The organism is Oceanobacillus jeddahensis, from assembly GCF_000750635.1.
Taxonomy (GTDB): Bacteria; Bacillota; Bacilli; order Bacillales; family Amphibacillaceae; genus Oceanobacillus; species Oceanobacillus jeddahense.
This window is the reverse complement of record NZ_CCDM010000002.1, coordinates 346,560-366,667: the sequence shown is the minus strand read 5'-3', so window position 1 is coordinate 366,667 and position 20,108 is coordinate 346,560. Positions and strand designations below refer to the sequence as shown.

Genomic DNA, 20,108 nt, shown 5'->3' with positions numbered 1-20,108 from the left:
AGCATATTCTGCACGACCTATATGAACCTATCTGAAAAATAGCTTTATATAATTAAACAACATCATAACCTTGATCTTCAATGGCTTCTGTAATATCGTTCAACTTTACCTTCCCTTCATCAAAGGAAACATCCACTTTTCCTTCCTGAAGATGAACATTTACTGTATCAACACCATCAAGACCGCCAACAGCTCCTTCAACAGAGCTTACACAATGCTGACAAGACATACCTTGAACTTGAATTGTTTCATTTGCCATTATTTTAACCTCCCCTTACTTTCTATACCAATCATAACATACCCCTTATAGGTATTGTCAAGAACTTTACTTATATAGAACCATCAGCACAACGAACAACTTTATTCTCTCAAAATATTTTCTTTTTTATTCGCTTCCTTCATCTCCTCTCTACTTTTACACCAACCAATCTGCTATATATACCCCTCCATATATCTTCTTCTAACTTGTTTTAATATATCAACCAGTAAAGTTTTATTTCATTTTCAAATGTTTACCTTCATATAACGATAATTCAAGAGATTTCGGCAAATTAGCTGGTTTTCTAAGATTATCTTGGATAAAATCAGCATTTTCGTCATTTTATGCTGTTTTACAATATATATAAGTGCATTTATTCAGTTGATACATCCCTCTATTCCCGGTACTCTAATAAGATAGACATATTTATGAAAATTGAAATTATTGTAAATATACTTATAGAAAAAGCGAGGAGAAATGTGTATGACAAAAAAGAAATGGACTTATTGGATCTTTGGGGCTTCCCTTATGCTGCTTGTTGCATGTGGAAGTGAGAATACAAATGAAGGCGGCGCGATTGTCCTTGCAGACAATGGATGGGACAGCTTAAAATTCCATAATGCCGTGGCTGAATTTATTATTTCAAATGGCTATGGCTATGAGGCAGAATCCATATCTGGATCAACTGCTGCAATTATGTCAGGGATTGAAGATCAGGAAATTAATATACAAATGGAAGTATGGACCCAAAACCTGGGTGAATCTTATGTGGAAGGTCTTGAAAATGGGGACTATCAGAAGGTCTCTGTCAATTTTGATGATAACTTTCAGGGCTTATATGTCCCTACTTATATGATTGAAGGTGATCCAGAGCGCGGGATTGAACCATTAACCCCGGACTTGGAATACATCACTGATTTACCGGAGTATTGGGAGGTTTTCGAAGACCCAGACGATAGTTCAAAAGGAAGGATTATCGGATCTATATCCGGTTGGGAAGTCGATGAAGTGCTCTATGACGGAATTGTTGAATACGGGCTGGATGAATATTATAACTATTTCCGTCCTGGTTCCGAATCAGCTATTAATATCTCCCTTTCCGATGCTTATGAAAATGGAGATCCCTGGATTGGATATAACTATGAACCTAATTGGGTCATGGGTATGTATGATATGACACCAATCATTGAAGAATCAGAGGACGGACCATTGGCAGAAATGGGCGCACAAGATATTGATATTATTGTAAGTAATGATTTAGAGGATTGGGCACCGGATGTAGTAGAATTTTTAAGCAACTATGAAACCTCCAGTGAAATTGCCAACGAAGCTTTACAATATATTCAAGAGGAAGACGCAAGTATTGAAGAAACTGCTGAAAAATTTCTAAATGATTATGAAGACCTTTGGACAGAATGGGTAACAGATGAAGCTGAGGAACAAGTAAAAGCTGCTTTGGAATAACTGATGAATCATATGATGCCTCAAGGCGCAATAATTCTTATTACAGCTTGAGGCGTTATTTATCCGGGAAGACAGGCTTATTTCAAAAATAAGTAAATAAAAACAATCATTTAAATCTGGTAGCAATATTCTTGCTAAATTCATTTTCATCCCTCTTATTGATCGTTTTCAAATTTAAAGTCTCTCTTTTTAATACCCAGTTATTCATCAACCACAATAATTCATCATATTTCGACAAATAAGTTGATATGATAAGTTTATCTATAGAAAAACTCGTTTATTCGCTATTTTACGGAATTTTATCACCTATATAAGGGTATTTGCTCAGTTGATACTCCTCTTTATTCCCGTTATCCTTAAAGACAGGCTTATTTATTAAAAGCCGATTTTTATTAGAGTGATAGAGAGATGAGGAGAATTTTTATTATGAAGAAAATATTAAGTTATTGGCTTATCGGTTTTTCCTTTATGTTACTTGCTGCATGTGGCGAGAATACAAATGAAGGAGGTCCAATTATTTTAGCCGATGAGGGTTGGGATAGTTTAAGATTCCATAATGATGTTGCGGGGTTTATTATTTCTAACGGATATGGTTTTGAAACAGAAACAATGACAGGATCAGCAGCTGCCCTAATGACTGGACTGGAAGATCAAGAGATTAATATACATATGGAAGTGTGGACTCAAAATCTCGGAGAATCCTACTCTGAAGGTTTAGAAAATGGCGATTTTCAGAAAGTTTCCGTCAATTTTGATGATAACTTTCAAGGCTTATATGTTCCTACTTATATGATTGAAGGAGACCCAGAACGTGGAATCGAACCAATGACGCCAGACTTGGAATATGTTACTGATTTATCTGAGTATTGGGAGGTTTTCGAAGATCCAGATGATAGTTCTAAAGGGCGGATTGTCGGCGCTATATCTGGCTGGGAAGTTGACCAAATGCTCGCCGATGGTATCGACGAATATGGTCTGGACGAATATTATAATTACTTCCGTCCCGGTTCTGAATCAGCGATTAATATTTCCCTTTTAGATGCTTATGAAAGTGGAGAGCCTTGGGTTGGCTATAACTATGAACCTAATTGGGTCATGGGGATGTATGACATGACGCCACTTTTGGAAGAAGATCCAGAAGGTCCACTCTCTGAAATGGGTGCACAAGACATTGATATCACTGTAAGCAATGATTTAGAGGATTGGGCACCGGAAGTAGTGGAATTTTTAAGCAACTATGAAACCTCCAGTGAAATCGCCAATGATGCCTTACAATACATTCAGGAGGAAGATGCAAGTACAGAAGAAGCTGCCGAGAGATTCCTAAGAGAACATGAGGACATCTGGACAGAGTGGGTAACAGATGAAGCTGAGGAAAAAGTAAAAGAAGCTTTGGAATAAATTTTATCATTTTGATAAAATCAAACCTGGTGAGTGCCACAGTTGCTGGAATGAATTTCATCCAAAACTGTGGCATTTTATGTTAATCAATGAGGAGTAGAAAATATGAATCAATCTGAACAGAAGCAAGTAATGATAAACAACTTAACTGCAAAAATAAAAGAAAGAGCAAATTTTCTAGAGCAAGCAAAAATTTACGAAAAAGATGGTTTCACATTTATTGATGCATATCTTCCATCCTATAATTTTAATGCTGTGACATTTTCTGAAACTGAGCATTCTCTGCAACGTAATACTTTTAAAGAAATCATCGACTATTATAACAGTAAAAAATACCCTATAAATGTATGGTGCTGGGAGCAACAGACAGACATTATCTCTTTATTTAAAGAAACTGAGCTATATGACTACGGAACGGATTATGTAGGTATGATTGCAAACCTTCAAAACTTCCAGCCTACAATTCCAGATACGAATAAAGACTTTCATTTTGAAAAAGCAACCAGTACTGAACAGTTTATTATTTTCGGTGGTATTCTTTCAAGTTTATATAAAGGTACAAACGAAGAAAAACAAATCAACATCTATTTTGAAAAATTGACCCAGTCAGCTCTTTTAGATAATGATCGCTTTCAGCATATCATTGGTTATTTTCAGGATAGACCGGTAGCAATAGGCTCTATATTCTTCACAGACAAAATAGCCGGTTTATATGATATTGCCATTTTGAAAAGTGAGCGAGGAAAGGGCCTGGGAACGAAATTAACAAATTACCTATTAGAAACAGCTAAAGCTGAAAATGCAGCATATTGCACTTTACAAGCCTCTCCAGAAGCTGAAAATATTTATCGAAAACTGGGATTTGAAACAATTGGTACGTTGAAAGTATTTGTGAATTTTTGATAAAACGAAACTTTACTCAGGGGGAGGTTTACGGACGATTCTCCGTGACAAATAGCAAAAAAAGAGCTGTAAGTACGCAAACTTGAACGGTTTGTTAACTTACAGCTCTTTTATCACTTATGCTTCCTGTTCTTTTCCATTTAAAATTAATTTGAATTTTACATCTGCTTTTAATGAATCAGCAACCATACAATATTTTTCTTCACCGAGGTGGATAGCTCTCCAAACTTTTTTACGATCAATATCGCCATCTACCATAAAAGTAATTTCCATACCTGTAAAACCTTTAGGCAATTCTTCTTTTCTGATGCCTTCCGTAATCAATTCTATTTTTGTTATTTTATCTAAATGTGGTCGTAAAATCATTGTTACATCTATACCTATACAACCTGCTAAAGAGCTTAGTAATGCTTCCGCTGGAGTCGCTCCATTCCCAGCACCACCAGCATCCTCTGTCGCATCCATGTTTACTTCATAGCCTGAATCACCTACAGCTGTAAAAGCACGTCCACCTTTCCAAGTGGTGACTACTTTCATATCTATCCTTCCTTTCTATTAATAATTCATGCTTGTTCCTGGTCCGACAGGAATACCTAATACATACCAAATAACAAAGAATACAGTCCAAGTTATTAGTATCATCACGGAATATGGCAACATCAATGAAATTACCGTACCAACCCCATTTTCTTTGCCATAACGCTGTGCAAACGCAACAACTAACGGGAAGAATGGCATTAGCGGCGAAATAATATTTGTTGCAGAGTCTCCAATCCGATAAGCAACCTGTGTCACTTCAGGAGATATACCCATCTGCATAAACATCGGGATAAAGACAGGAGCCATAATCGCCCACTTGGCTGAATCAGCAGCAATAAATAAATTGATTAAAGCTGTAATAATGATTAAGGCAACGAGCAATGGCGCTCCCGTTAAATGAATGGACTGCAAGAAATCAGCGCCCTTCACCGCAATAATTGTACCTAGGTTGGTATAATTAAATAATGCAACAAATTGTGCTGCAAAGAAGATAAGTACAATAAACCCTGCCATGGTTTCTAATGAAGATGTCATTAACGACGCGATATCCTTATCGTTTTTCACGGTTTTGGTCACAATCCCATAAACAATCCCGGGAACAAGGAAAATCAGCATCATAATAAAAATAATACTGCTCATAAATGGAGATTGAATAAATCCTCCATCTTCGCCGCGCAATGGGCCATTTTCAGGAATAACCATCAATGCAATGACAGCAATCGTCAACAAGACGGCTCCATTGGCAAAGTATAATCCTTTTTTCTCCTGTTTAGATAATCCATTCGATTTCTCATTCATGTCATTGGATTGGTAGGTCCCTAACTTTGGCTCAATGATTTTATCTGTAATCAACGTTCCCAAAATAACAACCAGAAAAGTAGATACAAACATAAAGAACCAGTTATCGGTCGCATTAACAATATAGCCCGGATCTAAAATATTTGCTGCTTCTGTGGAAATACCACTTAGTAATGGATCATTTGTGCCCAGGATCAAATTGGCAGAATAACCCCCGGCAACACCGGCAAATGCCGCAGATAAACCGGCTAAAGGATGCCGTTTAAACCCCAGAAAAATAATTGCTCCAAGCGGTACTAAAACAACATAACCCACAGAAGCTGCAGCGTTAGAGAGAATACCCATTAAAACGACAATTGGTGTCACCAGCTTACGTGGAGCTTTTGTTACCGTATTGGTCATGATTGCACTAATATAGCCAGTTTTTTCGGCTACACCGACACCAAGCATCGCTACCAGCACAGGTCCTAAAGCAACGAAAGAAGTAAAATTCTCAACAACACTTGAAAACATATGTGCAATCCCGTCAGCAGTCAGCAGACTGACAGCAGCTACAGTTAATTCTTCAATTTGTCCGGTCTCATCATTTACTCCTTCAAATTGCACACTTGTCCCGTTCATATACAACAAATGCGAGACAGCAATCACAATTAGTGTAAAAATAATAAATATAGTTACTGGATGAGGCAGCTTATTTCCTTTCTCTTCTATAAAATTTAATATTCGTAATGTTAAAGACGGCTTTGAATCTCTCATGACGCACTCCTTATTTTATTGTTGTGTTGCTTAGTATAACCCTGCAGGAGAATTTTTTAAAATGGTATGCTTGAGGTTTGTTTTAAAGCGGGGTATCAAATAGCAGATACTGTTCACTGAACAGCATTTGCTATGAGGAATAAAAAAGCTCCGGCAATACCCTTCTATTTGGTATAATTACCGAAACTTTTTTATTAATTCTTTAATATTTTCCATTACGATTAAGTTCTATACTTCCACTTTTTCATATCAAAAGAAGCAGTCGTATCTTCAGCAAATAGTTTGATACCCTTGCTTTCTTCTTTTGGAAACACCCATATACCCTTCAGGAAGAAGAAGTTAAGAAGTAATCGATCTGCTTTAAATGATGCGCATCATGTTTAACAAATATTTTTACAAAGCTTTCAGAGGAAAAAGCTCTTTTCCCGTTTCCAATAGTAAATCTATCCTGCTTGTCTACTTTTCTGATAGCTTCTAAAAAATCCTCTCTTCGCGCAAGAAACAAATCGATTATTTGATAAACAGTTTGCCCTTCAAGTGATTGGATTGCCTTTTCATTTTGTGCATCATGATTAGGAAATGCTGGCAGATTAGCACCATTTTGCATCTGAGAAATCATATTATGGAGGTTGGAATCATCCCAATAATACATATGTCCAATAATTTCTCTGATTGACCAGGCATTTTCCTTAATTGGAGTAACAAGTGTTTGTTCATCTACTTCTTTTAACTTGGAAACCTCATCTACCGTTTTACTATACTCCGTAAATACTTTACTCATCGCAGCCTCTCCTTTGAATTTTTTATATTATTAGAAATCTTCTGACACTAGTGTAACATAAATTTATGCAAAATATTCTTTATTTACCACTTATAATCCATTTATTCCGTTGCTCCCAGCTAAATAATTCATTGCTTTATAGGAAAAATTCGTCCCATTCCATAGTCGATAAACCATTAAAAATGGAACGCTTTCTAAAACCACTATTATTGATACGGATCTACATTATTTACTCTTTATCATCTGTTCTCATTAGCTCTAAAATCGTATAGCGGAATTGGAAATCAACAGGTAAAAGAACCGATTTTTTCACTCTATTATTTACTTTGATAAAACCGCAATATGTTTGTTCTATTTTTGATAGGGATAGAGGGTTTATCACGGAGAACCGCTCGTAAAACTCCCGCCTCAAAGTAAAGAGTAAGAATGAATTTATTTAGGCGGGAGGTAACGGGCGCTAACTCTCTGAATCACTTAGGCTAATTCAGTGGGAGAAGGACGAAAACTCCCACTGAATGAAGTTTCGTTTTATGGAATTTGTAAAGCCATAATATATTGCTCTCCCTTAGGACCTTCCTTTCTTTTTTCTGTATCTAAAAAGCCAGCATTACTATATAGTTTTTGTGCCGGTACATTTCTATGATTTACCGCTAAAACAATTTCATCGCATGCAGGAAATACGTCCTTCACGAAATTAGTAAGCAATATCATTCCTTCTCTGGCATAGCCTTTTCGCTGATGAATCTCATTAATGGATAAAGCAGTTAAAAGCATGGCATTTGGATTATCTGAGTATTCTTTTACCCGCTCTGTCTGATGCAGCAGGAAAAAACCAACGGGCTCCTCATAATGCATAATCATTACTCCATATTGACCTTCAGTGAGTTCAGAAACTTCCTGTGGCAATGCAGTAAATTGATGCTGTTCTTCTGAAAGTTTAAATTGGTATAAGTAATCTATATATGTTTTTGATAACAGTTTTAATGTTATTTTTTCTACTTTTTGCATATGTTTTCTCCTTTAAATTAACCTGTTTTAAGGTCATTATATATGATCTAGTCCAATAATCAATATCATCAGAATCATTTACTTTTCTATCTTTAAACAATAATAAAAAAGAGAAAATCAAATCCATCCCTCACACTCCAGAATGACAATTTAGATTTTCTCTTCCCATCATTATATACGTTTATTCTTTATCTCTAAAACAGCTCCCACGGCTTCCTCCAAAGAAGAGGTGATGACCCCATTTCGTTTTACTAATCCCACTAAAAATAAATTCCGATAAACAAATTGATTTTCTAACCCGTCTTCTATAAGAGCGTCAATCTTTTTTTGATTATCCCTCCCCTGTTGACGTGTATCGGTAAATACACCAACAATAGGACGTTGAAGCATTGAAAAAGCTCCAATTTCAGCAGCTACACCAGAATCTACTTCTATTCCATCAAGTACTGCTATTAAAATATCACTCTCTTCTAATTTGGATAAATCCGCTTCTGCAATAAGCTCACTATTTGCATAAGCAGCCTTATCATTAATTGCATCATTTTCCTGCGGTACATATAAATCAATCTCTGGAACAGCCTCACGTATTGCTTTTGCCAGCTGTTCATTCACATAACGATCCCCCATCGAAAATAACCCATTTGCTAAATAACCTTTCACATCAAGCACCTCTAGTCTCTTCTGATTCCCTTACGCTATTTTTCATTCATTCCATTACATTTTAACAAAATTATCCTTGCTTGTTTATCCCTGTTGTTCTTCCTGAAACTCCAAATAGATATAAGCCCCAACAATCAACACAGTCAAAATAATACTCAGAAAAGCTTGCATATCTACGCCAAGCGGTGTATTTTCCAAAATCAACGGAGGAAAATTCCAAGCAATTAAAATAACAGGCAATATCCATGTTTTCGCCCAAACAGACAGCAGTATCGCTATTACTGTTACGATTCCTAATAGAATCATATTTCCTAAAGATTGAATCGTAACGAGCGACGATTCCACATAACCATCCATAAAATAAGCCGCTATAAATAAAAGCATACTGATAGCTGCCGGAATAGCGAGAATCATATATTCTTTCGAGCCAGATAACTGATTTTTAGAGGTGTATCTTACTGCAAATGCAGAACCAGCGATAAATAGCAGTCCAATAACCACCGTACTTAGAATTCTAAAAAAGCTGTATGCAACGATTTCTCCATATAACACACCGCGTAAGACATCACCAAATACCATAAAAATAATTGCACCTATAAGGATGTATGGAATTAACCAGGATATGGATTGGTCCGCTGTCTTTTTAGTTTTTTTAGCTTCTTCTTTCAAGATATCCAAATACTCTTGTGGGGATTTATCCGTAATTTGTTCAATAGGTTCATTATTTTGTTCCATCTCATAGAGTTTCTGCGCCAGGTTGTCTGCCACTTCCTCAATATCAGACTGTTCTATGCCTTGAGAAAATAAATATAGACGCAGTTTTTCTATGAAACGATTACTTTCTGAGCTTAATTTTGAACGGTCCATTTCTTTTCTCCTTTCTGTATCTTTTTATCACGGAGAACCGTCCGTAAAACTCCCGCCTCCAAATAAAGAGCGAAAATAAATTTATTTAGGCGGGAGATAACGGACGCTAACTCCCTGAATCACTCAACTAATCATTCAGTGGGAGAAAGGCAAAAACTCCCACTGAATGAAGTTTCGTTTTATATCAACATATTCTATTTATCTTCATATCATAAAAACATCCCTATTCTAAAGGACATTTTCTTGTTTTACAAGAAATTCGGTTAGAAAAACTATCGCCCAAGAAAAAATTACTCTTTCACATGAAAGAGTAATTTTTTCAAAAGAAGCATATCAATCAAATAAAGCAGGTTTTTCCGGATCTCTTAAAAATTCAAATAAACGTTTGATTTGTATTTCTGTATTCCTGTTTAACGAAAGATTGGGAAGGTTATCTTCAGCAAAAAAATCAATTCCTTTGGTCTCCATGCCTAAGCTGGCTTCCCCACTTATAATCTCACATTGGATACAAAGCTTATAATACTGATAAGGCTGTGGTGGATGCGCATGCTTATTTGTATCAAAAATCGCCAGCAGCTTCATCGGTTGAACATGAAATCCTGCTTCTTCTTGAATTTCTTTAGTAACATTTTCTCTTGGAGATTCACCAATATCACAGAAACCACCAGGCAACGCCCATGCATCATCATGTTTTTCACGGACCATCAGAATACGGTTATCTTTAAAAATCACTCCTCGAACATCCGCTTTTGGAGTCTGATAACCTGTTTCGTTCGCAAACAAATCACGGATCGATGTAAAATCAACACCAGTATATTCGTTCATAATCTCAATGCTTAACGTCCGCAGCTGTTCATAACGTTCCCTATCATACATATCATTTGTGAAAGTCAACCCGGCCTGAGAAATAGACTGGATTCGTTTTGCCCATTCTAGCCATTTATCACTCATTGAGTTACATCCTCTCCTCTGATAAATCCATTCATATACTTATTTAAAAAAAAGCACAGATCATTTTCTACGTTGTTTTTACCTTTATTTATCACGGAGAACCGCCCGTAAAACTCCCGCCTCAAAATAAAGAGCGAAAATAAATTAATTTAGGCGGGAGATAACGGGCGCTACCTTCCTGAATCACTTAGGCTAATTCAGTGGGAGAATGAAGGAAGCAGACTAAATTCGCGACGTCCTGGGACTGCGATTACTCGCCCCATAAAACCGTTGTCGCAACGTCTGCACTAGCACATCCTGGGACTGGGACTGCGATTACTAATGTTGTCAGGTTAATGAACTTTCTTAAATTTAATACAGATAGCAAAAAATCTATCTAACGGAGGAAAAACACGGAGACTCCTGTGGGAAAGCGCAAATGTCTTCGGTGGGGCGAGTAATCGCAGTCCCAGTGGGAAGACCCCTCGAAAAAAAGCGAACTTCTTTTTTTCGAGGAGGCTGAGCTCAAGCCCACGGAAAGCGTAGTGTTTTTCCGTAGCGGTCGATTAACCTGACAACATTGCTGCGATTACGCGTCCCATCGTAAAGAGTTGTGCGTCGAAAAAATCCCACTGAATGAAGTTTCGTTTTATAGTTGATAATCTACACAAATACGGTCCTGTACACATTCTTTCACAAAACTGGAGACACGGACATGCTCCGGGTGTATTTGATATTGCTGTAACGCCTCTTCTGTCTCAAATTCACTATCCAAAATAATATCACGGTCACTTGTCGCTAGCGGATTAATAATGACATTGATCGAAACAACACCATCTATTTTATCTTTTAAACTCTCTAACTCGTTTTTGATTTTCCCCGCATTTATTTTCTTTTCTGCTTCACTAAAATTTTCACGATGATTCCACTGTACAATATGTTTAATCATACCTAACAACTCCTGTTCCATTTATATATTTAAATTTTATCATAGACTTCGCTTTTGGCATATCGATAACATAATTATACAATTCTTATATTTTAGAATCATTTGATACAATTGCCGCTTAATGGTAAAGTATGACCAAGGAATTATTTGCTCAAATTTCAAAAAATTATACGGAAGGAAGTACTAATGATGTACAAAGCAGTAAAAACACCAAGTTTTTTTCGAACACTCATTTTATTTATTGCTCTAGCTGTCTTTATGATTGGATGCGGCTCTAATTCTGAGGAAAACAATGACGACTCAAACACAGCTGATCAAAACGAAGAAACGGAAACTAATGCCGCAGCAGAAGAAGATGCAAATGATGAATCAGAAGCTTCTGATCTTTATCATGAAATTGGAGAGACATTTGAAATGACAGGGTATTATTCGGATGTACCAGCAGAAGTTACTATCAATGATATATGGATTGAGGATGATCCGGAACATCAAGAATATATTGAGGATAATATCGCCTCCCCTACAGAAGATGATGTTGTCGTCTTTGTTGATTATACGGTTAAAAATGTCGGTGATACCGATATGACAATGGGAGATTTAATTCCAGAATATACCGATGCAAATATAGAGCTTGATCTAAGCTATCCAGAAAACGATACATTTACCGACTTTACAGAGTCCTTCCAAGTACCTTTGGAGGCGGGAGAGTCTATGGATGTTGTTGGAGCTGTTCCTGCAGATAAAAATGATCAATATACCAGTGCATTAATGTGGAATATCACCCAGGATGTCCCTGAGATTGTTTTCCATACCCCCCAGGACGAACGCCGGGACAAGATTGGTACGTATGACATTGGAGAGGATATGTATCTATTTGATCAGGGAGAAGATAGCTTTTATAGAGTAAATATCAGTAACATAGAAGTTGTAGAAGAATATGAAGGTATTGAAAAGTTTGATGACAACAGTTCTTTCTTTGCAATCGATATGGAATTTGAGAATCAATTAGAGGAAGATGTATCTTTATACGGCACATTCCCAAGCGTTTTTGCAGATGGGCAAGAGGCAATTCATTCGGGCAATCTTGTCATAGATGGTCAAGTTGTAGAAGACTTATATGAGGGGCCAGAAGGGAAAATTAGTCCCGGAGAAACGATAGAAGGAACAGTATATCTCGAAGTAATTGATGAGAATATGGAGGAGGTCGAGTTACTCTACCTAAATCCGACATTGCTCACTTTCCCGGATTATGCCATGCGTATCAATTATAATTAGGAGGATGAAGCATAACTTGTTTGTGTAAAGCATCCTGTTTTTCTTTATAAATAGAATAGGATAAAATAGCAGTAACACGTATGATAAGCCTAGATGAATATTTAGTGCTAACCTCAAGCACACATCAATTACTAAGGAGGTTAGCACTTCCTTTACAGCAAGAGGTTTAGCGAAATATCCTAAGAATAAAAGGAAATAATTTTAACTTTTGATGCGGTTAGCACTTTTTCGTTTTTTAAACCTTGTTGTATTAGGGTGTATGATTTGTGCTTTCGCACTCTATATGAGTGCGTGGATTGAAATCGTTTGGGTAGGCCGCCCTTAATGCAGGTAACGTTTCGCACTCTATATGAGTGCGTGGATTGAAATAACCTCTGCACCCTCTGCAGCTGCTTCGGGGTTAGTTCGCACTCTATATGAGTGCGTGGATTGAAATCGGGCGATTACGTGAAGTATGAGTATGTATATGACTTCGCACTCTATATGAGTGCGTGGATTGAAATCGAGTGAGACAGATAAAGAAGACTACGAAATGTTTCGCACTCTATATGAGTGCGTGGATTGAAATTTTCCATCGCACCCTTTAAAAATCCAATCATGTTTCGCACTCTATATGAGTGCGTGGATTGAAATTCCGCCTTTTATTATAGTTATCACTGATTCGACATTCGCACTCTATATGAGTGCGTGGATTGAAATGATATGATGCAAGTTAAGTCATATTTCTATAAGCTTCGCACTCTATATGAGTGCGTGGATTGAAATTAGTAACACTTGGGCGTCCGGCGTTTCTGCCCTGGCTTCGCACTCTATATGAGTGCGTGGATTGAAATCTTTATGGCTACTTGTTGATTCAGAAAAATACTATTCGCACTCTATATGAGTGCGTGGATTGAAATCACTGATTGGAGAACTACGTACATTCTTCGTGCTTTCGCACTCTATATGAGTGCGTGGATTGAAATCGTTAATAGCGATGGTACTAGCGTGCGAAAGAGGGATTCGCACTCTATATGAGTGCGTGGATTGAAATTATTTGGTTAAATGGCATATCATAAACGAATGTATTTCGCACTCTATATGAGTGCGTGGATTGAAATAGATAACGTATCAAGGTTTGCAGCACCAGTCGTTTTCGCACTCTATATGAGTGCGTGGATTGAAATAAATGCTGCCGGCGCTGATAGAGTCTGGGATTCATTCGCACTCTATATGAGTGCGTGGATTGAAATTCCAACTTGTTCACTGATAAATACTGTGTTGCCTTTCGCACTCTATATGAGTGCGTGGATTGAAATCTTGATATTTCTTGCTGTTTTTCAAATTCTTGTATTCGCACTCTATATGAGTGCGTGGATTGAAATAATACATTAAAACGCCATGACACAGTGCGAAAAGTTCGCACTCTATATGAGTGCGTGGATTGAAATGGTTAATTACCAACCTACACGGATCCTAAAACTAACATTATCAATACGAAAAAAAACGAGGAGTCATAATTGATACCTCGTTTTTCGTATTTGTGTCCCTCCTAACCTTTTTTCTTCACAGCAATCCAAATCTCACTATAGACTTGATCAAGATTGCTATAATCTTCTACAAAAGAAATTTCAGGTGCCTCCACCAACTCATAATCCGAAGAAGGAAGCCATTCTGCTGCTATTTTCGCCCATGTTTCCTGCATTGTTTGAGGGAATGGCCCTTGAGATGAAAACACAGCCCAAGTATGATCAGGCACCTCTATCACATCCAGCCCTTTAAAAGGCCCTTCTTCATCTGTCAATACGCCAATCATATGCTCCAAATAGCCTTCTTCTTCCATTCTTCCATCATCAAAGTTATAGGAAGCATTAATTACCTTCGTTGGATCTACATTAGCGTGTTGGTGCATCTTTTCTTTTTGAGACTCGGTAATACTTTGCGCCAATTTTTCAATTTCTGCATTAACTCCTTCAAACTGCATTGGCACCCTTTTACTGACACCAATAATTTTAAATGCTTCTTTCTCCACAATTCGATAATTCATTTCTAATCCTCCTCGAATGGTTAATTGGAAGGTGAGTTTCGGAAAAACTTTAAGATCCTGCTTTTGCTGATGTTTCACTTCAGACGGTTTAAATCCCGCCCATTCCCGGAATGCGCGGGAGAAACCATCCACAGAGTTGTAACCATATTTAAAAGCAGTATCGGTTACATGAACATCCTCCCGCAACAGATCAAACATCGCATTAGAAAGCCTCCGATTACGGATATAAGCTGTCAGCGTCATTCCAGACAGAAAAGAAAACATGCGCCGGAAATGGTAAATCGAGATGCCAGTAATTTTTTCAATTTCTTTCTCATCGATTTCTGCATCCAAGTTTGCCTCAACATACTGTAATGCTTCATTCATGCTGATTTGCATTTTTTCTCCCCCCTTCCATTGATTTCAAGTATAGAAGCTCCCCGGATAAATTACTCGACAAAAAAGAAACGGGTTTTATCGGACACATAGCATCAGCCGCTGGATAAGATTACTTTTCCCTTTCTGCCATCCGCAACTGTATTGAGTGCTGATTTGATATCTGCCAAATCATAATTGGTTTTCTCAAAACCAAGCAGAAGCTCTTTCTTCTCCACAAGTTTGATAATTTGCCGGAAGATTACCTGCCATTTCGCCTGCCCAGTCTTCTTATTCCAATGCCTCAAATGGAAAATATTCATTTGCACTTTATCCGCAAACGCTCCCCAATTCATTTGCTGTCCAGACAATAAACCGATACTCAAAAAATAACCCTGACTACGCAAACAACCAGCTAAATCCGATCCTGCACTTCCGCCCAATGAATCAATTGCTGCATCGGCACCTTTTCCATTTGTTTTCTCCATCACCACTTCAAAAAGGGATTGACTTGATGTATCCACCACTTCAGAAGCTCCAAGATTTAAAAGCTTCTGCGTATGTTTACCATTTCTCACAACTGCAATCAAACGTACATTTAACACTCTTGCAAACTGTGCATATAAGTGTCCTATGGCTGATCCACAGGCATTAACTAACAGTACACTGCCCGGCCGTAATTGCAATACCTCCGTCATAGTCACCCAGGCCGTTACAGGGTTAATATACAGTTGTGCAGCAGTATTTGTATGTATAGATTCCGGCACAGGTACTGCAAATTCAGCCGGCACTCTGACAAAATCCTGCCAAGTTCCTTCCCCGCGTAATGGTAAGACACGCTTGCCAATAAGCTCTGCACCAACATTATCCCCAACCTCCTCTACCACTCCAACACCTTCATAGCCTGGAATATAGGGCAGAGGGATTCTGTGTGAATAGCTTCCTCTAACCGGAATTAAGTCAGAAGGATTAATCGGTCTAGCTAACATGCGAACAAGCACTTCTCCTGCTTCAGGGGGAGCAATTTCTTTTTCTTTTATCTTTAATACTTCTTTAGGATCACCAAATGTGTCACAATAAATAAGCCGATTTCGCACTTTAAGATATCCTCTCTTATAAAACTTTACCCTTCATTATAATGGAAAAAAGAACAGCAGACGACTGCCATTCCTTTTATATTTCCATTAAATCGCTTTTCTCTTGAAATAAAGATAACCTCCAATGAAAAATAATAGAAAACTTCCGCCAGTAACCATTAGTATTTGGTCCCAAGGAACAAAAAAGATATCTTCTGTACTTCCGCCTACATTCATCATTAGAAATGGCTGTCCCCATGGATAATACGGGCCAAACCGCTCCGAATTAATAACTAAAATTGTCGGCAAGGTAAAGATAACATTTATCGTAAATGGAGCTGCAAAACTTTTAAATGCTATCGAAACCCATAATTGTAAAGCTATTAACGGAAATGTTGCCAGCCAGCCTCCTACAATTGATTTCCAAACAATATCCATTGGAAAAGGATCTGTAATCCCTTCTATCATGCCTACTAAATAAATAGAGAACAGATACAATAATTGCATTCCAAACATCAGGAACAGCAACAACAGATATTTGGAAAGGAAGACTTTACCTCTCGTCACCGGCAGTGCCAACAGCTGCTTCCAACCTCCCTCCTGATGCTCATACCGGCAAATCACACTCGCTAAAACACCGGATATCAACGGTAAAAATAAAATGGCATAAGTAGGATTCATCCCAATAAGCTTTTCATACCACTCGTTCATTCCTTCTATTGTAAATGAGCTGGACAGTCCAATTAATAATCCAATCAGCGGCGCTACCAATAGAAGTAACAGCACTTTTGACTTTCGCAGTTTATACCACTCAGAACTTATTACGGAAATCATTTATTTTACGTCCCTTCTTTTAAAATCAATCATCCCCAACAAATACAGCAACAATCCAAAGCCGATTCCCAACAGAGCATTGATATACGCATGACCCCAGTCATTAGATAGCGCCGGCCATTTCCAAATCACCCAATCAGGCAAAAGTGTGGCCAAATAAGTAAGAATAACGCCAATCACTCCTAATGTTACCGGAATAGCTTGATTCTTACTTATCGTAGCTACCCAGAGCTGTAGTCCCAATACCGGCAGCGCAGCAAAGAAAGGGAAAAAACTGTACTCTATTAATTGTAAATACGGAATATCTGCTCCTAACCCCAATATCAGTCCGTAACCAAATACAAACAAAAATAAAAGGATAGAGGATAAAAATAAGATACAGCTGATTACCGTAAATTTAGATAAATAGACCGCTTTTTTGGATACAGGCAATGCAACTACTTGTTTCCAAGCATTGGTTTCATCTTCAATACTTGCCATAAAGGATGTCAAAATCACAATGCCTAAGACAATCGCAAGCGGTGTAAATGTATTGATATTCAAAAGATAGTAAAGCCAACGGTCATCCATTTGCTCGAACAGATAATCTTTTCGCACCCCGTAATTGACCATCTGCAATGCCACCACGCCAAGAGGACCGATCAGACTTAACATCCACATTCCTTTACGCTTTATCTTTAAAAAATCCGATTGTATCAGTGGAAAAATCATCCTGTTTGTTCCTCCTTTGTCATCTCCAGGAATATATTCTCTAAAGAACGTTTTTCCGCTTCCACCCGATAAATGGAAAAGCCTTGCTGGACGAGATAGTGGATGGAAGCCGCAACCTGCTCATCATCTTCCGCCTGCAACGTAATATGTTCTCCCCCTAAATCTGCTTTCTGCCCATTTGCAAGCAGCGTACGCCATGCCGCTTCATTATCATTTACCCTCACCTGGATAGAAGCTTGTGCAATTTTACGCATGGATTCAATCGAATCCTGAAAAATCATTTTCCCTTTCGACACAACACCTACTCTCGTAGCCATCTGATCAATTTCAGATAATAAATGACTGGATATTAATACCGTCATCCCGTATTCTTTCGGTAAACTTTGTATCAGTTCCCGCATTTCAATAATACCGGACGGATCCAATCCATTCGTAGGCTCATCCAAAATCAGCAGCTCCGGTTGGTGTAGCATGGCGGCAGCAATCCCGAGACGCTGCTTCATTCCAAGCGAAAACCCTTTTACTTTTTTATTTCCAACTTCATGCAGACGGACCAGCTTCAGTACTTCATCTATTCTTTTCTTTGGTACGTGAAGGATCTTTCTACTTGCTTCTAAATTTTCTTTGGCAGTTAAATGTGGATAATAAGAAGGATTTTCTACCAATGATCCCACATTTTTTAAAATATCTATCCGGTTGTTTTTCATATCTTTACCAAATAGTTGAACAGAACCGGATGTCGGACGCATCAATCCTAATAACATGCGGATTGTTGTCGTTTTTCCAGCTCCATTAGGGCCAAGAAAGCCATATATTTCTCCTTTTGGTATCTTCATCTCTAAATTGGATACTGCTTTTTCTTTTCCAAATGATTTGGTTAAATGCTTCGTTTCAACGATATATTCCATTATTATCACCTCTACCTTTAAGGATAGAGCTATGAGTTTAAAATAAAGTATGTGCTTTGTTTAAAATTTGTTTAAAAATCGAGGCAATAAGCAAGATGCTTTGAATGCCATTCAAGAAACATCCTGTAAAGCATTCCTATCCATCGGTCAATTACGAAATCCGGAATATTTTTCAACCTGGTTATTCAGAATCCTGATACGTGAGTGTTATCAATTATTAAAAGATCGAAAACAAATCATTCCCTATGAAGAAAATGAATTGTTGATTCGATTAGAAAGCAAGATAAGGAGATAGAATCTTTTCATTTGAGTGAAGTTTTATCCAAACTGAAAGCATCCTATCAGACCTCTATCATCTTATTTTACTACCGTGACCTGTCGATTCAGGATATTGCAGAAATTATGGAAAAGCCTGTTGGCACAATAAAAACATTTTTACGCAGAGCAAAGAAAAAATTAAAAATCGAGTTAGAAAGGAGCTATAAATTACATGAAAAAACGATATGAACAGTCAGAAATCTTCCCAAAAGAACAAGTGCGTTCAGCTATTCAAACTGGCATGGAACAAGCAGAAAAACAACGTAGTAAAGGGAAAAAGAATCCACAGGAGCATCGAAGAAATAAGGTTAAACGAAAAGTACTCTATGCTTTTGGCAGTGTAGCGGCTATTTTTGTCATATTAGTTGGTTCATCTTACTATTCTCCAGCTCTAGCAAGCAGTCTATCTCAGATTCCTATTATCGGTTCAGTATTTGGAAATTCTGAATTGATTGGTTTACAAAAAGCTCAAAAACAAGGGTTAACAAGCCAAATCGGAGAAACTCAGATAATTAACGGAATATCGGTAACACTGGATGAAATCTTGTATGATCAAAATAACATTACTATTGGTTATATCATTGAATCAGAAGAACCGCTTGGAGAGTACTATTTCGGGGGTGGCGTTATGGATTATACGATTGATGGCGAATCACCCAGCAGAGGTTCAGGATCTTACAGGGAGAACATTCAATCAGCAACAACCCGTACCGCCATTCAAGAAATTAATGTAACGGAAGAAATGCCAGATAGCTTTGAACTGGGATTAATTTTACAGGGAGAAGACGACGAAGAATCCTGGTACTTCTCGACACCTATAGAAAAGATTACAGATATTCGCACGATTCCCGTTAATCATTCACAAAGTGTTGACGGGATTGATTTAACTGTTACGGAATTATCATTAAGTGAAACAGGAGGCAGCATATCTTATGAAAGCTCTGAAATAGGAACGGATTTTGAACTGAGTCGTGGAGGCAATATTGCATTCCGGATAGTCGATCAAGATGGAAATGAAGTTATCAGTAATTCAGGGGGAGGGATGGGAGAGGTCATTGACAATAGCTTGCTATTTACGAGCAAGGGAAAATTTGATCCCATTGATCCTAGTGTTACAGAGCTGACCATTACTCCTTATACAGCCCTTCCAATAGATGGCGGCGGCGTGGAAATTAATGAAAATAGGGTGGAAAAAACCCTCGAATTTATAGGTGGAAATTTAAATGATGTTGAATTTGAATCTTTTACAGTGGAAATACCAAACTAAACCCATTATCTAAAAATTATATT

The 20,108-nt window shown here is 37.7% G+C and carries 20 protein-coding genes, 1 pseudogene and 1 CRISPR repeat array; of the genes and pseudogenes, 6 read left to right on the top strand and 15 right to left on the bottom strand.

Annotated features, from left to right (window positions below):
• Nucleotides 1-52 precede the first annotated feature (52 nt).
• Nucleotides 53-259 carry a copper chaperone CopZ gene (gene copZ / locus BN986_RS09555; protein ID WP_040979572.1) on the bottom strand — a complete coding sequence of 69 codons (207 nt, stop codon included), beginning with the start codon at nt 257-259 and terminating at the stop codon, nt 53-55.
• Nucleotides 260-742: 483 nt separating this feature from the next.
• Here copZ and BN986_RS09550 point away from each other — a divergent pair, with 483 nt between their 5' ends.
• From BN986_RS09550 to BN986_RS09540, 3 genes are all read left to right on the top strand, one after another.
• Nucleotides 743-1,723, top strand: a complete 981-nt coding sequence (locus BN986_RS09550; protein WP_074435646.1) for a glycine betaine ABC transporter substrate-binding protein — start codon at nt 743-745, stop codon at nt 1,721-1,723.
• A 426-nt stretch (nt 1,724-2,149) separates the two neighbouring features.
• Entirely contained in the window at nt 2,150-3,124 is a 975-nt protein-coding gene (locus BN986_RS09545; RefSeq protein WP_040979571.1) for a glycine betaine ABC transporter substrate-binding protein, read from the top strand.
• Between the two features lie 105 nt (nt 3,125-3,229).
• Nucleotides 3,230-4,027 (top strand): GNAT family N-acetyltransferase, encoded by a 798-nt coding sequence (locus tag BN986_RS09540; protein WP_040979570.1) that lies wholly within the window; start codon nt 3,230-3,232, stop codon nt 4,025-4,027.
• A gap of 117 nt (nt 4,028-4,144) precedes the next feature.
• Here the strand turns inward: BN986_RS09540 and BN986_RS09535 are convergent, their stop codons facing one another.
• The 9 genes from BN986_RS09535 to BN986_RS09500 all read right to left on the bottom strand — a co-directional run bounded on the left by BN986_RS09535 (nt 4,145) and on the right by BN986_RS09500 (nt 11,316).
• The gene (locus tag BN986_RS09535; RefSeq protein ID WP_040979569.1) at nt 4,145-4,564 is read right to left on the bottom strand and encodes an OsmC family protein; all 420 of its coding nucleotides are present in this window, start codon (nt 4,562-4,564) and stop codon (nt 4,145-4,147) included.
• An 18-nt stretch (nt 4,565-4,582) separates the two neighbouring features.
• A complete protein-coding gene (locus tag BN986_RS09530) occupies nt 4,583-6,121 on the bottom strand; it encodes an AbgT family transporter (RefSeq protein ID WP_040979568.1) in 1,539 nt (512 codons plus the stop codon).
• Between the two features lie 325 nt (nt 6,122-6,446).
• Nucleotides 6,447-6,902, bottom strand: coding sequence for a DinB family protein (locus tag BN986_RS09525; RefSeq protein ID WP_040979567.1), 456 nt, complete (start codon nt 6,900-6,902; stop codon nt 6,447-6,449).
• Nucleotides 6,903-7,131: 229 nt separating this feature from the next.
• Complete coding sequence (locus BN986_RS27350) at nt 7,132-7,284, bottom strand: hypothetical protein (RefSeq protein ID WP_187378542.1); 153 nt, start codon at nt 7,282-7,284, stop codon at nt 7,132-7,134.
• A gap of 146 nt (nt 7,285-7,430) precedes the next feature.
• Complete coding sequence (locus BN986_RS09520; RefSeq protein WP_040979566.1) at nt 7,431-7,910, bottom strand: GNAT family N-acetyltransferase; 480 nt, start codon at nt 7,908-7,910, stop codon at nt 7,431-7,433.
• 171 nt (nt 7,911-8,081) lie between these two features.
• On the bottom strand, nt 8,082-8,579 hold the full coding sequence (locus tag BN986_RS09515; protein WP_244444984.1) for a nucleoside 2-deoxyribosyltransferase: 498 nt from the start codon (nt 8,577-8,579) through the stop codon (nt 8,082-8,084).
• Nucleotides 8,580-8,654: 75 nt separating this feature from the next.
• On the bottom strand, nt 8,655-9,437 hold the full coding sequence (locus BN986_RS09510) for an HAAS domain-containing protein (protein ID WP_040979565.1): 783 nt from the start codon (nt 9,435-9,437) through the stop codon (nt 8,655-8,657).
• Between the two features lie 333 nt (nt 9,438-9,770).
• On the bottom strand, nt 9,771-10,388 hold the full coding sequence (locus BN986_RS09505; RefSeq protein WP_040979564.1) for an NUDIX hydrolase: 618 nt from the start codon (nt 10,386-10,388) through the stop codon (nt 9,771-9,773).
• A gap of 628 nt (nt 10,389-11,016) precedes the next feature.
• Complete coding sequence (locus BN986_RS09500; RefSeq protein ID WP_040979563.1) at nt 11,017-11,316, bottom strand: Dabb family protein; 300 nt, start codon at nt 11,314-11,316, stop codon at nt 11,017-11,019.
• A gap of 189 nt (nt 11,317-11,505) precedes the next feature.
• On the opposite strand from BN986_RS09500, the gene BN986_RS09495 reads away from it, so the two are divergent.
• A complete protein-coding gene (locus BN986_RS09495) occupies nt 11,506-12,591 on the top strand; it encodes a hypothetical protein (protein ID WP_040979562.1) in 1,086 nt (361 codons plus the stop codon).
• Between the two features lie 271 nt (nt 12,592-12,862).
• A CRISPR array of direct repeats spans nt 12,863-14,021; the repeat unit is 32 nt; unit sequence TTCGCACTCTATATGAGTGCGTGGATTGAAAT.
• A gap of 101 nt (nt 14,022-14,122) precedes the next feature.
• On the opposite strand, the gene BN986_RS09490 is transcribed toward BN986_RS09495, so the two are convergent.
• The 5 genes from BN986_RS09490 to BN986_RS09470 form a co-directional block, all read right to left on the bottom strand.
• Nucleotides 14,123-14,995, bottom strand: coding sequence for an AraC family transcriptional regulator (locus BN986_RS09490; RefSeq protein WP_040979561.1), 873 nt, complete (start codon nt 14,993-14,995; stop codon nt 14,123-14,125).
• Nucleotides 14,996-15,087: 92 nt separating this feature from the next.
• Complete coding sequence (locus BN986_RS09485; RefSeq protein WP_040979560.1) at nt 15,088-16,068, bottom strand: zinc-dependent alcohol dehydrogenase family protein; 981 nt, start codon at nt 16,066-16,068, stop codon at nt 15,088-15,090.
• A gap of 87 nt (nt 16,069-16,155) precedes the next feature.
• A complete protein-coding gene (locus BN986_RS09480) occupies nt 16,156-16,881 on the bottom strand; it encodes an ABC transporter permease (protein ID WP_040979559.1) in 726 nt (241 codons plus the stop codon).
• On the bottom strand, nt 16,882-17,592 hold the full coding sequence (locus BN986_RS09475; protein WP_040979558.1) for an ABC transporter permease: 711 nt from the start codon (nt 17,590-17,592) through the stop codon (nt 16,882-16,884).
• Nucleotides 17,589-18,500: an ABC transporter ATP-binding protein gene (locus BN986_RS09470; protein ID WP_040979557.1), complete on the bottom strand. Its 912-nt coding sequence runs from the start codon at nt 18,498-18,500 to the stop codon at nt 17,589-17,591. Before BN986_RS09470 ends, BN986_RS09475 begins: the two co-directional genes overlap by 4 nt.
• Nucleotides 18,501-18,567: 67 nt before the next feature.
• Between BN986_RS09470 and BN986_RS28075 the strand changes: the two are divergent.
• Together BN986_RS28075 and BN986_RS09460 are read left to right on the top strand one after the other, a co-directional pair.
• Nucleotides 18,568-19,007, top strand: a pseudogene (locus BN986_RS28075) (sigma-70 family RNA polymerase sigma factor).
• Nucleotides 18,991-20,085, top strand: coding sequence for a DUF4179 domain-containing protein (locus tag BN986_RS09460; RefSeq protein ID WP_040979556.1), 1,095 nt, complete (start codon nt 18,991-18,993; stop codon nt 20,083-20,085). Before BN986_RS28075 ends, BN986_RS09460 begins: the two are co-directional and overlap by 17 nt.
• Nucleotides 20,086-20,108: the final 23 nt, after the last annotated feature.

Excerpts from the sequence above, each read along its gene's own strand:
- BN986_RS09510 (WP_040979565.1), bottom strand. The coding sequence starts at position 9,437 with ATGGACCGTTCAAAATTAAGCTCAGAAAGTAATCGTTTCATAGAAAAA.
- BN986_RS09495 (WP_040979562.1), top strand. The coding sequence starts at position 11,506 with ATGTACAAAGCAGTAAAAACACCAAGTTTTTTTCGAACACTCATTTTA.
- BN986_RS09520 (WP_040979566.1), bottom strand. The coding sequence starts at position 7,910 with ATGCAAAAAGTAGAAAAAATAACATTAAAACTGTTATCAAAAACATAT.
- BN986_RS09545 (WP_040979571.1), top strand. The coding sequence starts at position 2,150 with ATGAAGAAAATATTAAGTTATTGGCTTATCGGTTTTTCCTTTATGTTA.
- BN986_RS09480 (WP_040979559.1), bottom strand. The coding sequence starts at position 16,881 with ATGATTTCCGTAATAAGTTCTGAGTGGTATAAACTGCGAAAGTCAAAA.
- BN986_RS09525 (WP_040979567.1), bottom strand. The coding sequence starts at position 6,902 with ATGAGTAAAGTATTTACGGAGTATAGTAAAACGGTAGATGAGGTTTCC.
- BN986_RS09460 (WP_040979556.1), top strand. The coding sequence starts at position 18,991 with ATGAAAAAACGATATGAACAGTCAGAAATCTTCCCAAAAGAACAAGTG.
- copZ (WP_040979572.1), bottom strand. The coding sequence starts at position 259 with ATGGCAAATGAAACAATTCAAGTTCAAGGTATGTCTTGTCAGCATTGT.
- BN986_RS09470 (WP_040979557.1), bottom strand. The coding sequence starts at position 18,500 with ATGGAATATATCGTTGAAACGAAGCATTTAACCAAATCATTTGGAAAA.
- BN986_RS09530 (WP_040979568.1), bottom strand. The coding sequence starts at position 6,121 with ATGAGAGATTCAAAGCCGTCTTTAACATTACGAATATTAAATTTTATA.
- BN986_RS09505 (WP_040979564.1), bottom strand. The coding sequence starts at position 10,388 with ATGAGTGATAAATGGCTAGAATGGGCAAAACGAATCCAGTCTATTTCT.
- BN986_RS09550 (WP_074435646.1), top strand. The coding sequence starts at position 743 with ATGACAAAAAAGAAATGGACTTATTGGATCTTTGGGGCTTCCCTTATG.
- BN986_RS09535 (WP_040979569.1), bottom strand. The coding sequence starts at position 4,564 with ATGAAAGTAGTCACCACTTGGAAAGGTGGACGTGCTTTTACAGCTGTA.
- BN986_RS09500 (WP_040979563.1), bottom strand. The coding sequence starts at position 11,316 with ATGATTAAACATATTGTACAGTGGAATCATCGTGAAAATTTTAGTGAA.
- BN986_RS09475 (WP_040979558.1), bottom strand. The coding sequence starts at position 17,592 with ATGATTTTTCCACTGATACAATCGGATTTTTTAAAGATAAAGCGTAAA.
- BN986_RS09540 (WP_040979570.1), top strand. The coding sequence starts at position 3,230 with ATGAATCAATCTGAACAGAAGCAAGTAATGATAAACAACTTAACTGCA.
- BN986_RS09490 (WP_040979561.1), bottom strand. The coding sequence starts at position 14,995 with ATGCAAATCAGCATGAATGAAGCATTACAGTATGTTGAGGCAAACTTG.